The following is a 14,051-nucleotide window of genomic DNA, read 5'->3' as shown; positions in this document are numbered from 1 at the left end:
AAACAAACAAAAGCTGGGTATCTTGGTTGTGCCCAACGTGTAGTGGTGAATATAGTTATCCTATAAATGAGCGTGAAGTCGGAGACGAGTCTTGTCCGTACTGTCATAAAAATAGAGCCCTTGCAGGGTTCAATTCTTTGTTAGATAGCCATTTTGATTTAGCAAAAGAATTTAGCCCTTCAAATGAGCGTGGTCCTGAAACATATCATAAAGAGAGTTCATTTCGGGCGGCTTGGTTGTGCCCAACGTGTGGTGGTGAATATGTTTATCCTATTGATGAAAGAGAAGTTGGCGATGACGCTTGCCCTTATTGTCTAGGTACGAAAGTCTTACCTGGAGTTAATTCCTTTGAACATAATCATCCGGATTTAATGGAAGAGTGGGATAGAATCAATAATTATCTTTTATGTGACCCAGATGCTATATTAGATAGTTACTCAAAAAATGTTTGGTGAATTTGTAAAGATTGTAAGAAAAGATATCTAATGAGTCCTAAGAGGAGGATTTATTATCAGAAAAGAAAAATGAAGGCCTGTCCTATTTGCAAAGGTCTACGCAGAAAGAAAAAATATTTCTTTTAAGGAAAATAGCACTCACAAATTTTGTGGGTGCTATATCAGTTATATACAATAAAGTTCATTTTTTGTTCAAAATATTAATAAAATAATTTTAAGTTTTATTATGAATAAAGTTCATAATATATAATTATTCTTTAAAAATTTTTTTCAGTTATTGTTTTTATTATTTCTCCCTCAATCTCACCTTATTAGCAGCACTTCTCCTCCTAGAATCTTCAATAGCAGCATAATGCTTTTTCGTTGTATTAACATCCCTATGTCCTAACACATCGGCAACCAAATAAATATCCCCTGTTTCCCGGTACAAGTTTGTACCATATGTACTTCTTAACTTATGAGGCGTAATATTTTTCAATTTTGTTACAAAACCGGAATACTTTTTAACAAGGTTTTCAACCGCTTTTACGCCTATTCTTTTCTTTTGTAAAGATAAGAATAACGCTTCCTCACTGCCGGCAGCCGGAATAATCTGTTCACGTTCTTTCAGATAGTCTTCCAAGGCATCTCGTACTTCTTCACCAAAATAAATGATAGATTCATTCCCGCCTTTTCTCCTGATTTTAATACCATCATTATTAAAATCCAGATCATTTAGGTCTAAGCCAACACATTCGGAGACACGAATACCAGTGCCTAATAGAAGAGTGATAAGAGCCAAATCCCGGTTCTTTAGCTTATTATGATACTTTTGTTGAGAGGCAGTCATATTCTCTCCATTCTCTATCGCATCTAACATCTTGGCAACTTCATCAATCTCCAGGCGGATAATTTCTTTTTCATGAAGCTTAGGTATGTTTACTAAAGCCGCAGGATTGGTTAATATCATTTCTTTTTTGAAATAGTAGTTATAAAAGGTACGGAGAGCAATTAGTTTCCTTTTCTTACCGTTTTCACTATTTAAGTACTCTTTATCATCTTTTTTATAATAGGAGAGATAATCTAAATATTCTTCTATATCTAATGCCCTCAATTGATCCAATATTTCAACCTTGAAATCACGAATGGGTGTATTTTTGAATGTGGGGTTAGTTTCAGTTAAGAAAGTAAAGAATACCCTTAAATCATAGGCATAAGCGATTCTGGTAAGGGAAGAGGTGGTTGGCTCAATGCCGCGAAAAAAATCGCTGCAAAATCTGGGGAGTTCACCTAATATTTCTCGTAGTCTCACTGCATTTTCAATATTTTTTTGGTCATGGTAATTATGTTCGGCCATGAAATCATTCCCTTCATTACATACTTAATATGTATTCATTATAGCATAAAAAGTATAAAGTAACTATAAGTATGAAATTTTTTCAAAATATGACACAATTTTAACACTAATTAAAATTATGGTAATATATGAAGCAAATGGAGTGTTTTTTAAAAGCAAAATATTCTATTTGGAATTAATTTTATTTAGATGGAGGTGCTATATGATATAGGATAGGAGATTTTATAAGTCAATCAATTTAGAGTGCTATTATCTTAGATTGACTAATCAAGCTGGGCTGAAATACATAGTCAGTTTGGAGAATGTATTTAATCTTTACAAAAGACAAATCGGATTAAACAGTATATAGGTAAAAACAGATTAAGTTTACATAAATTAATTATGTCAATATAAATTAAGTAAAATTTATTTATGTTTTTCCTAAAAGATAAGATATGGTTATTCGCATACTTTAAATCTTTGCAAAGCAATTATAATGCTTATCAATTACATATAAACCAAAATGCTAACTAAGAATGCAAATTCTTGTTAGTATAAAATTACGACAATATACAAAGGGATGATTTTAGAATGAAAATGAAAAAACGTAATATACTTTGGATGCTTTTCATTGCATTAACTTTGTTTTGCATACCATACACAAAAGTATCAGCAGCATCTAAGTTAAATTTCTATGACTATGGAACAAAGAAGACCATTACTTATACCGATAAACAGGTTAAGTACTATTTAGATGGAAAAGAAATCAAAACGGTTGCACCAGGAATTATCATTGATGGTATTTCCTTAGTATCTTTTCGAGATGTTTTTGTAAATTCGAATATAGGTGCTGAATTTGATTATTCCTCATCTAATGGTGTGGTAACATTAAAGTTAAATGGAACAACCATAAAATACACAGTCGGCAGTAAAACTGCTTATGTAAATGGCAAAAAGACTACCTTGTCAATTGCACCTAAGAAATTAAAGATGCAATCCGGTAGTTATTCACAAGTTTTTGTACCTGCAAGATTTACAGCAGAAACATTAGGTTACAAATATACTTATAATGGTTCAAATGGAACAGTTTCTATGACTGGTCCAATGAATTTATATTATAATGGTAAGCAGGTAGCTTATACAGGTACCATAGGCTCTGTTTCCGTTGATGGCAAAGTGATTAATCTTGGTAAAATGCCAAGTATTATTATAAATGACACCGCAATGGTTTATGCATACAAGGTATTTGGAAGTGCTCCAGTTAGTGCAAAATATAACTACAATGAAAAAGAGGGAACTATTACCTTATCAAAAAATGACGTTACGGTTAAATTAACACTTGGCAGTAAAACTGCTTATGTAAATGGAAAAGCCCACACAATGGATACAGCACCTCTTTTAGTTAAGAATTTAGATTCTGGTGCTGCTCATGTTATGGTTCCGGGAAGCTTTATATCCTCTTATCTTGGATATAATTATAGATGGGACAGTTCCCTTAAGAGATCTGTAATTACTTCACGTACAGAAGAAGATAATAACACAGGAAACCCGGATGGTCCTGAATTAGGCGGCGATGATTTTATACCAGAGGATAAAGTTTTCTTAGAGTGGAATCTTTTAGACGAATATCAGGATGATTATAAACAAATTGGTAATGCTGCCAATGCAAAAGAGATCAAGTCAGAGGAAACCAATACTGCTAATATTTATTCCGTTACAAAAGACAGTCAAAGTACTGGTATTACAGAAACGTATTCCATAACATCTACAACACCATTTGGAAATGTTACCTCAACTTTGAATGATCAGACATTAACACTACATGTAAGTAATGCAAGTACTAATAATACCAATTATTATTTAGGAGGTACCTATGTAGGCAATGCATCTACTACATATAATTATGCCAATGCCAGTACGGATGTAATATTAAATTTAAATCAACAAAACATGGATTATACCTTATCACTTTCTGAAGACAAATGTACTTTAAAGGTAACGTTTTTCAAAAACTATTTATCTAAAGTTACAGCAGGAATAAAAGAAGGTAATGATTATATTACGTTAACTGGTTTAAGTAAACTGGATGTTCAGTTAACAGAAAGCAGCTATCAGCTTACTTTACAGCTATCAAACATTAATAACGGGGTTGGAACTAAGAGTTTTGTAAATGAAACGGCAGAATCTCTGCATTCCTTAAGAACCGTGCAAAGCTTTACAGTAGACAGTAACTCTTCAATACAGATTATAATTGAAAAATCAGAGGATGCAACTTATGAAGTAACACAGACGGATAATGAATACACAATTTCATTTAAAGAAGAACGTCCGGAAACAGTTCCTTCCAATGTAAGTGTAATACAGTTTAAGATACCAGAGTATGTAGACTTCTCTGAAATCACTCATGAAGACCGTTATTACAACAATAAATTCTCTATTTATGTGCCTGGTGACCAACGTTCTTTTTATGCTAATACAATCTATGGTTATCAGGATGGTAGAATTAAAAATATTTCACTTAATTATGATTCTAAAAATGATATTACTGAGATTATTGTAAATACAACTAAATTACAAGGTTATAAATTAAAAGAGAACAACGGCTACATAGATGTAATCGTTGGTGATCCAAAAGACATCTATAAAAATATTGTGGTTTTAGATGCAGGACATGGTGGTACTGATCCTGGTGCTCTTCGTAAATTAAATGGCAAGACTATCAATGAAAAAGACGTAAACTTCTCCATTATTTACGATTACTGCAAAAAAATCTTTGACGCACCGGAATCTGATATCAAAGCGTATTACTCTAGATATGATGATACAAAAGTTGATCTTTATGAACGTGCGGCATTTGCTAAAAAGGTAGGGGCTGATTTATTTATAAGCCTTCACATGAATGCAAACACCAAAACCACCGTTCGCGGAACAGAAATCTATTACTCAGATGCAAATAATGGGATGTCCCCAATGGGCTTAAATAGTAAAAAATTTGCTTCTATATTCTTGGATAATTTACCTAGTGCAGTAGGTACACAAAAAAGGAGTATTTTTGCTAAACAGTATGTTGTTACCAAATATAATACGGTTCCTGCAATTCTTATTGAATTAGGTTTTATGTCCAATACAAGCGATTTAACACTTATGACAAAAAGTTCCTTCCGTGAAAGTACCGCAGAAGCAATTTATGATATATTGCAAATGGTATTCACTACTTATCCTACAGGAAGATAAAAACTCATATTCCGTCTTTACTGATTTTGTAAAGACGGAATTGTCAAATAAACAGTTATTGAAAGGAAGGATATAATGCAAAATAATTTAATGAAGTGGTTATATAAGGCAATTATTTGTACTGTACTTGGAATTGCTTTATTTGGAACAACTTATGCTAGTGCAGCAACTGACACAAAAAAACCATCTATTACTTTGACACCAGCTACAACAAAACCTACCAAAAGCAATGTTAAAGTGGCAATGAAAGTTACTGATGCGTCAAAATTAAAGAAAGTAAAATACAGATCCGGAAACAGAGATGTAAATTACTTTAGTAAAGATGGTAAAGTAATAAATTTAAATTCCGATAACCAAGCTACAGTAACGATTACAAAAAATGATACATATACTTTTTATGCAGAAGATATTTATGGTAACAAGACAACTAAGAAACTTGAAATCACTAATATTGATAAGACAGCACCCGTTGTTAATTATTCTTTAAGTACGACGGAACCTGTCAAATCTGCAGTTAGCATTTACATAACTCCTTCTGACGAAGAATCAGGTGTAAAGGAGGTTTTATACATGGATGGAAACAAAACTCTTTCTGATTTTAAAAGTCAGGCAGATGCAGTTAAAACCATTACTATGAATGAAAAAGGAATCGGTACAATAGACGTTTCAGCCAATGGAGAGTATTCCGTTGCTGTAACCGATAAAGCTGGCAATCAGGCTTTAGAAGTAATTAAGGTAAGTAACATTGATAAAACAGCACCTTCCTTAGACTTATCATATTCTGTAATGAATCAGGAAGCAACCATAACCTACAATACTTCTGATAAATCAGGAATTAAGCGTGCTTTATACGTAAAAGGTGATATGTCAAATGTTAATAATCCGGAATGGAATACCAAAGGCATTAATATAACGGATTCTAAGAAATTTAAAGTGGATTCTGACGGTATATATACCGTATTGGTTCAAGATAACGCTGATAATAAGATTGCTAAAACAATTGATATTAAACTAGAGTTTAAAGCAGTTTGGATTTCTTATCTGGAATTTGCAGAATACGGTAAAGGAGGATTTACAAAAGATAGCTTTGAAGCTGTAATTAATACTATGTTTGACAACATAGTTGATATGAATATGAATGCGGTAGTGGTACAAGTAAGACCTTTTGGAGATGCTATGTATAAATCCAACTATTTCCCGTGGTCAAAATATGTATCAGGAACACAAGGCGTTGATCCTGGATTTGATCCATTAAAATATATGGTAAAAGCAGCTCATGACAGAGGCCTGGAACTCCATGCATGGCTAAATCCTTACCGTGTAACTACTGCAAGCACCGATTATAAAGCATTGTCAAAAGACAACCCTGCAAGAGTATGGTACGAAGATAAGGATAAATCTAATGACAGAAATGTATTAGCTTTTGGTGGTAATTTATATTACAATCCGGCTTCCAGTGAAGTTCGTCAATTAATCTATAATGGAGTGAAAGAAATTGTAAAAAATTATGATGTAGATGGTATCCATTTTGATGATTATTTCTATCCCGTATTAGGAAACGGTCATGAAAAGAAATTTGATAATGTAGAATATGAAGAGTATGTTGTTCGCTGCGGTACATATAATAAAAAACCTTTATCCATTGCAGATTGGAGAAGACAAAATGTAAATGATTTAGTAAAGAATGTTTACAAATCCATTAAGAACATCGACCCTACAGTAGAATTCGGAATCAGCCCCGGTGGATTTATCAATTCATTATTTGCAGATACCGGATATTATACCGATATTGCTACATGGTTATCAAAAGATGGATACATTGATTATATTTGTCCCCAGATTTATTGGACTTTCTCTAACAGTGCCTATCCATACGATAAAACATTGGACAAATGGTTATCTTATAGAACCAGTTCATCTGTTAAAATGTATGTAGGTATTGCAAATTACAAAGCAGGATCCAGTTTAGAACCGGATTGGAAGAATGATAAAGATATCTTAAAAAAACAGGTAGAGTATGGCAGAGACACCGGACTGGTGGATGGCTATATGTTCTTCCGATATGACTTCTTCTTTAATAAGGTTTCAAAACCGGGTAATGATAGATTAATAGAAATATTATAATATAATAACGAATATGATTTAATATTGCAAGGAAGTTTCAATCTGCTTTAATAAAGTGCGGAATGAGACTTCCTTGTATTTTGTTTTGCATTTCAAGAATCTCCCAATTAGACTTTTAAAAGAGTAAAGATTGAATTTATATGGATTTAAATAATTATAAAAATTAAAATTTGAATATATAACTATTTATGATAATATTAGATTTGTAATTGGAAGCAATATAAGTTTGCCAGCAATAGGACTCAAGTAAAGATTGAGATAAGAATTACCGTAACTCAAGCATCAGTTGCCTTAAAGTAAGATTCCCAGCTTTATAGGCTAAAAACTGTCATTCTTTCAGCAAAATTCTTTCAGAATGACAGTTTTATTTTGCCGGCTGCGTCTATAGGCACTGACTTCATGTTCATATACAAAATTCCTTGTAATATTAAGTGATTATTATGGCTCTTCGGAGATCCTATTGCAGACAAAATCCCGAAGAGAAGCAATTTTTTACTTTTGTTCAATCAACTGAATTGTATATCCATCCGGGTCTTGAACAAAAAAGAAGCGTATATGAGGGTTAGGTGATATAGGGCCTGTTACTCTATAACCCATATTATTTAATTCGTCAATTAGTTTTTCTAAATTGTCGGTTTCCAGCCCGATTGATACGCCATTACCCGGGTTTTCTTTTTGAGTATTTGGTTCAAATATCAACTCAATCTTTGCCCCGTCGGCCTCTCCAAGCATGACAATTTGATGGTCTTCATCGCCGAATCTGGCTGAAATATTAAGTTTCAGCACCTTTGTATAAAAATACAAGCTCTTTTCCAAATCGCTTACATTAAGTGTAACCCAGTTTAGTTTCATAATTGAATGCACTCCTTGATGAAATATTTCTAAAATTTACTTTAATTAAAAGAATGATAAATTAGAATGGTCACAGGAATCCACAACTAATCACCAATTCCAGCTCCTTTTTCAGGGCTGATATACCAAACAAAGGCATATGTTACACTTTTGCCGAAAAAGTTGTACCCGGATTCACTCGTAATATAATTATATTACAAAATAAGGTTTTTGCAAGTAAATATCATCTTTTATAATTGAAATCCGAACATAAGTTTGCTACAATATATTTAAGCGCTGACCATGTGGTGGAAGCTTATCCGGTATGGACTTAATATTATGCTGCATTTCCTGGCTGTTCTACCGAGATAGTGGACAGTGCGGGAACTGTTAAATTTCTGATTGACGAGATTAGCACAGAAAAAATGCCGGTTGTATTCCATCTTGGGCTTTCTATTGTAATTTAATTTGAGAAAATCTTTACAAAAGAGAGAGATAAATAGTAATATGGTTATGATAAATCATTGTTTACAAGGAGGATAATTGTGAAAGTTATTATATCACCTGCAAAAAATATGAGGGTTGTTACCAGAGAAAATCGAATCCTAACGGATCCACAGTATATAAATAAAACAAAACAATTAGCAAGTATATTAAAAGAATATCCCCCTTTTGAGTTAGAAAGCCTAATGCATGTTAATTCTAAACTGGCAATGGAAACCTTTGTAGATTTACAAAACTGGACCGTAAACAAGCAGGATACACCAGCACTGCTTGCATACCACGGGTTACAATATAAGAATATAGATCCTGATACCTTTACAAAGGAGGATTTTGAATTTGCTGGTGAAACAATCAGAATTTTAAGTGGATTATATGGTATGTTAAAAGCTACGGATAAAGTTTGTCCATACCGCCTAGAAATGCAGTGTAAACTTGATATAAACGGAAAAAATCTCTATGGATTTTGGAATGGTTTGTTATATGAAGAATTATTTCAGAATCAGGAAATTGTAATAAATCTTGCCTCAAAGGAATATTCCAGCGTAATAGAGCCTTATTTATTACCTTTTGATAGAATGATTACCTGTGATTTTAAAATAATGAAAGGTGGTAAGCTTAGAACTCTGGCAACAGAAGCCAAAATGGCCAGAGGTCAGATGGTAAGGTATATAATTAAAAACCGTATTACCAAACCGGAAAAATTGAAAGGGTTTTCTTGGAATGACTATTATTTTGAAACCTTAGAGTCTAGGGAGAATAGATATACTTTTATTAAGAATTAGTCTGAATTATGGAAACTAAATACTATCGGTGACACATTAAGAAGCTAAAAATGAAAAAACATTTTATAAAAACGAAAAAACATTTTATGTTGACTTTCGGCTTCACCTATACTAAGCTGATATTGAGTTTCAAATTAAGTTACATATAAACGGTGTTTAAAAAATATAAGTATTGCTTTCGGCAATAAATCATATAATTCTATAATGGATTGAAAGAAGGAGCAGTTATGCACTGTACATCACCACATACCATTCATACAGAGCAGACAGGTTATAATGTAAGTACTGTTGGCAGCATAAAGCGTTCGGCAGTAAGGCTGATCGCCTTAACTATGTGCGCCCTTTTTATTGCCGCAACCATTCTTTCATCCTCTTATATCCTTATTCATAAGAATCATAAGCACGATCACAATGGTCCTAGTGAAAGCTGTACCATTTGTACACACATGATGGACGCGGAGAATCTGCTTAAACAAATTTCCATGGCGGTGGCTGGTACCGCCTTTACCTTTTTCGCGTTGTTAGCTTCCCTTTCTGTCTTAAAGCCTGGTTTTTTGAAAATAGGTTTTTCTACTCCTGTCAAATTGAAAGTTCGATTAAATAATTGAGATATCCTCCGGAAGGAATACGGTATTCGTTTAAGGGCATATGGGCTTTTTTAACGGTTAGCGGCATTTCCTTGTATTTTTGCGCCCAAAAATAAGAATAAAACGGAGGTTTTCTAATATGAAACGATTCATTTCTTTAATATTTATGGCACTACTTGTTGCCGTGCCCTTGGCTGGATGTAGCAGATCCAGCAAATCCTATACTAACAATAAACTTGTGGACAACGGAGAAAAGATCAGCGTTGTTTCTACAATTTTTCCATCCTATGATTTTACGAGAGAAGTTGCAGGAGACAAGGCTGATGTAACTATGCTCCTGCCTCCTGGATCAGAAAGCCACTCCTTTGAGCCTACACCTCAAGACATCATTAAAATACAGAATTGCGATATCTTTCTCTATGTGGGTGGAGAGTCAGACCAATGGGTTAATGAGGTTCTGGAATCAATGGATACAAGTAAAATGAAGATTATCACATTAATGGACTGTGTTCAGGTTGTTGAGGAAGAAGTTGTTGAGGGTATGGAGGAAGAGGAGCATACTGACGACCATGAAACAGAGGAAGAACATGCTGATGGAGAGGAGAAAGAGCATGCTCATGATCATGGAGAGGAAGAACCGGAATACGATGAACATGTCTGGACTTCACCTAAAAATGCGAAACGGATAGTTCAAATAATCTCTGATGCCCTTTGCGATACAGACACCGCAAATGCTGCTTTCTATCAAACCAATACGGAAGATTACCTAACTAAGCTGGATGAACTGGACAGCAAGTTCCAAGATGCAGTGGATAATAATAAACGAAAAACTATTGTGTTTGGAGATCGTTTTCCTTTCCGCTATTTTGCTGATGCCTATGGACTTAAATATTTTGCTGCATTTCCTGGCTGTTCTACTGAAACAGAAGCTAGTGCGGCAACTGTCAAATTTCTGATTGACAAGATTAACACAGAAAAAATACCGGTTGTATTCCACATTGAGCTTTCTAATGAAAAAATGGCAGACACCATCAGTGAGGCTACTGGTGCAAAAGTTCTTCTGATGCATGCCTGCCATAACATTTCCAAGTCTGATTTCGAGAGTGGAAAAAACTATATTGAATTAATGACTGCTAACGTGGAAGCACTGAAGGAGGCGTTGCAATAATATGGCTCTTATCAACTGTAAGGATGTTTCCTTTGCCTATGAAGGGAATATCGCCGTTAGCGGTCTTAATTTTGAAGTCCAAAAAGGAGATTATTTATGTGTTGTTGGAGAAAATGGCTCTGGCAAGAGTACCCTTATCAAGGGATTGCTGCGTCTTAAAACTCCACAAAGCGGAAGTATTTTGATGGGTAATGGACTAAAATCCAATGAGATAGGTTATTTACCGCAACAAACCGCCGCACAAAAGGATTTTCCAGCAAGTGCTTACGAGGTTGTTCTTTCGGGACGGCTCAGTGGGCGGGGTATCCAGCCCTTTTACTCACGGACAGATAAAGCTGTTGCGGAAGAAAATATCAAGAGGTTGGATATTGAAAATCTTCGACACAAATGCTACCGAGAATTGTCCGGCGGTCAACAACAGCGTGTACTGCTGGCACGGGCACTTTGTGCTACGAAAAAAATCCTGCTGTTGGATGAGCCGGCTGCTGGACTTGATCCCATGGTTACCCAGGAACTCTATCGCATTATTGCAAAAATAAACCGTGAAGCCAACATCACAATCATTATGGTTTCTCATGACATACAAAGTGCAGTTAAATACGCAAGTCACATCCTACATTTAAAGAATAAACAAGTATTCTTTGGGAAAACGAAGGACTATGTAAAATCCAGTGCTGGTATTGGATTTTTGGGAGGTGAAGGGAATGATTAATACATTAATGGAGATGTTCTCCTACACTTTTCTGGTTCGTGCAGTTGTGGTTGGGTTACTTGTTTCACTCTGTGCAGCACTCTTAGGAGTAAGTCTTGTTCTAAAACGTTACGCTATGATTGGAGATGGACTTTCCCATGTGGGATTTGGAAGTTTAGCCATTGCTACAGCTATGAATGCAGCACCGTTAACTGTTTCTATACCAATTGTAGTGTTAGCGGCATTTTTCCTTCTGCGAATCAGTGAGAACAGCAAGATTAAAGGTGATGCTGCCATCGCTCTGATTTCCACCAGTTCACTGGCTATCGGGGTTGTGGTCATATCCCTTACAACTGGCATGAACACAGATGTTTGTAACTATATGTTTGGCAGCATTTTGGCTATGAGCAAAAATGACGTTACTTTGAGTATTGCCCTTGCAATTGTAGTACTTATACTATTTATATTATTCTACAACAAAATATTCGCAGTAACATTTGACGAAACTTTTGCACAAGCCACTGGCGTGAAAACAGGACTGTACAATATGTTGATTGCCTTTTTAACCGCAATTACCATTGTTCTTGGCATGAGAATGATGGGGGCACTCCTGATTACCAGCCTCATTATATTCCCAGCACTTACTTCCATGAGGTTGTGCAAAAAGTTCAAAACTGTGACAATATGCTCCGCCATTGTTTCTGTGGTATGCTTCTTCATCGGCGTGGTCATATCCTATATCAAGGCTACCCCAACCGGAGCAAGTGTAGTACTCGTAAATATCGTGGCATTCCTGCTATTCTGGGCAATACACTTGTTGCCGGTAGAGGCGGTTTATAAAAAACTGCACCGTAAGGTCTCAGAAAGGAGAAAGGACACATGAGAAAAATAGTGGTACTTGTTATAGGTCTGATTTTCATACTGGCTGGCTGTGAAAGCAAATCACCTGTGAATCAGGGAGCGAAAAACGGAAACGGTACACCTGCCGTTAATTCGCCGGAAAGCAGTGAGAAGAACGCTGAAGTACCTGACATTAGTGAAGTGCCAATTCAAACTTCTGGAGAATCTAATATTAGCGAAATACCGATTCAAAATTATGAAGAGTCTTATATTAGTGAAACGCCGATTCAGAATTATGAAGAGCCTTATATTAGTGAAACGCCGATTCAGAATTACGAAGAACTTAATAATAGTGAGATACCAGTTCATGCATCTAATGGAACAGATGTTAATAAGTTGTCAGCTCAAGATGATGACAGTGATATTATTGAAATAAAAGAGAAGATGTTTATCGCTCAGACCAATGATATCTATTTTAATCCTGTAGATTATTTGGGTAAAACGATAAAATACGAGGGAATTTTCAATGTTCATGAAGTTCCCGAAACCGACACAAGATACTATTCCGTCATTCGGTACGGACCTGGTTGCTGTGGTGTTGATGCATATGCCGGCTTTGAGGTAATATGGGATAAAGATTATCCAGAACAGGAAGATTGGGTTGAAGCTGTAGGAGTCCTGAAGGAGTACGAGGAGAATGGATATCAATATTTACGTCTTGAGCTAACTTCTCTAACGGTGCTTTCTACCCGCGGTGAAGAATATGTTTATCAATGACAAATAAAATTCGATAATTTTATTAGACACGTTAAATAATAGACTGTCATTCTGGGAGTAAATTCATAGCTAAATTACTCCCCTAGAATGACAGTCTGTTTTACAACAGTTTCTAACTGTTTTAAATTACATATTGAATTTCATTAAGTTAAGCCCGATTTCCTGGCTAAATTCTCTTCCTACTTTTCCCGGAATAATGGTAATAAAGATTTCCCCAGTAGCACCAATTACTGCTTTGTTTAAATGACCGCCATAGTTTTCATTTGTTTGGGTGTTCCCTATGGTAATATGCAAATGAAGATATGGTTTTTCATTCATACGAGTGATGTTACCAGTTAAAGAAGCAATTTCGAAATCACCTTTACATTCCTTGCTATAATAGGTCTTTTCTTCGGTATCAAATATTCCGATAGTCACATCATTTACCGCACCAAGTCCGCTTACCACACCTAAATGAATATCCTCATCTATGCACAATTTTTCTAAAGAAGATACTATTTCCTCTCCCTTATCAATTCTTGCAACAATAGTATTATCAAATCGCCTATATTCCATATAATCACCTTGCCCTTTATGTATTATTTTTTAACTTCAGAAACTCTCTTATCTATTATTATATCATGTATTTTTAATTTGACATATATATAATAAATAAAAATTTAGATTACAACAATAGTACGCTTTGCCTAATATGGGGTATTCAGACCATAGAGAGTGGGGGATATTGTATATTGCTTGTTCCA

12 protein-coding genes are annotated in these 14,051 nt (G+C 34.9%); 9 read left to right on the top strand and 3 right to left on the bottom strand.

Features of this window, described 5'->3' with window-relative positions:
- Positions 1-455, top strand: a 455-nt coding sequence (locus RT261_RS13450) for a zinc-ribbon domain-containing protein (protein ID WP_313133205.1), incomplete at its 5' end; no start/stop codon positions are given.
- Positions 456-741: 286 nt separating this feature from the next.
- On the opposite strand, the gene RT261_RS13445 is transcribed toward RT261_RS13450, so the two are convergent.
- The gene (locus tag RT261_RS13445) at positions 742-1,791 is read right to left on the bottom strand and encodes a tyrosine-type recombinase/integrase (protein ID WP_313133203.1); all 1,050 of its coding nucleotides are present in this window, start codon (positions 1,789-1,791) and stop codon (positions 742-744) included.
- A gap of 570 nt (positions 1,792-2,361) precedes the next feature.
- Here RT261_RS13445 and RT261_RS13440 point away from each other — a divergent pair.
- Positions 2,362-5,004 carry a stalk domain-containing protein gene (locus tag RT261_RS13440; protein WP_313133201.1) on the top strand — a complete coding sequence of 881 codons (2,643 nt, stop codon included), beginning with the start codon at positions 2,362-2,364 and terminating at the stop codon, positions 5,002-5,004.
- 75 nt (positions 5,005-5,079) lie between these two features.
- Positions 5,080-7,128: a glycoside hydrolase family 10 protein gene (locus RT261_RS13435; RefSeq protein ID WP_313133199.1), complete on the top strand. Its 2,049-nt coding sequence runs from the start codon at positions 5,080-5,082 to the stop codon at positions 7,126-7,128.
- Positions 7,129-7,620: 492 nt separating this feature from the next.
- On the opposite strand, the gene RT261_RS13430 is transcribed toward RT261_RS13435, so the two are convergent.
- On the bottom strand, positions 7,621-7,980 hold the full coding sequence (locus tag RT261_RS13430) for a VOC family protein (RefSeq protein ID WP_313133198.1): 360 nt from the start codon (positions 7,978-7,980) through the stop codon (positions 7,621-7,623).
- Between the two features lie 524 nt (positions 7,981-8,504).
- On the opposite strand from RT261_RS13430, the gene yaaA reads away from it, so the two are divergent.
- The 6 genes from yaaA to RT261_RS13400 all read left to right on the top strand — a co-directional run bounded on the left by yaaA (position 8,505) and on the right by RT261_RS13400 (position 13,308).
- On the top strand, positions 8,505-9,245 hold the full coding sequence (yaaA, locus tag RT261_RS13425) for a peroxide stress protein YaaA (RefSeq protein WP_313133195.1): 741 nt from the start codon (positions 8,505-8,507) through the stop codon (positions 9,243-9,245).
- A 227-nt stretch (positions 9,246-9,472) separates the two neighbouring features.
- On the top strand, positions 9,473-9,853 hold the full coding sequence (locus RT261_RS13420; protein ID WP_313133194.1) for a hypothetical protein: 381 nt from the start codon (positions 9,473-9,475) through the stop codon (positions 9,851-9,853).
- A gap of 118 nt (positions 9,854-9,971) precedes the next feature.
- Positions 9,972-11,000 carry a metal ABC transporter substrate-binding protein gene (locus tag RT261_RS13415; protein WP_313133192.1) on the top strand — a complete coding sequence of 343 codons (1,029 nt, stop codon included), beginning with the start codon at positions 9,972-9,974 and terminating at the stop codon, positions 10,998-11,000.
- A gap of 1 nt (position 11,001) precedes the next feature.
- Positions 11,002-11,712: a metal ABC transporter ATP-binding protein gene (locus RT261_RS13410; protein WP_313133190.1), complete on the top strand. Its 711-nt coding sequence runs from the start codon at positions 11,002-11,004 to the stop codon at positions 11,710-11,712.
- Positions 11,705-12,574, top strand: coding sequence for a metal ABC transporter permease (locus RT261_RS13405; protein ID WP_313133188.1), 870 nt, complete (start codon positions 11,705-11,707; stop codon positions 12,572-12,574). The genes RT261_RS13410 and RT261_RS13405 overlap by 8 nt, the downstream gene beginning before the upstream one ends.
- A complete protein-coding gene (locus tag RT261_RS13400) occupies positions 12,571-13,308 on the top strand; it encodes a TIGR03943 family putative permease subunit (RefSeq protein WP_313133187.1) in 738 nt (245 codons plus the stop codon). Before RT261_RS13405 ends, RT261_RS13400 begins: the two co-directional genes overlap by 4 nt.
- Before the next feature lie 126 nt (positions 13,309-13,434).
- Here the strand turns inward: RT261_RS13400 and RT261_RS13395 are convergent, their stop codons facing one another.
- Positions 13,435-13,863: a PPC domain-containing DNA-binding protein gene (locus tag RT261_RS13395; protein WP_313133184.1), complete on the bottom strand. Its 429-nt coding sequence runs from the start codon at positions 13,861-13,863 to the stop codon at positions 13,435-13,437.
- Between the last annotated feature and the right edge of the window lie 188 nt (positions 13,864-14,051).

Origin of the sequence: Anaerocolumna sp., assembly GCF_032079385.1 — a bacterium.
Lineage (GTDB): Bacteria > Bacillota > Clostridia > Lachnospirales > Lachnospiraceae > Anaerocolumna.
Note: the sequence above shows the minus strand (reverse complement) of the source record. Positions and strands in the feature narration are given on the sequence as shown.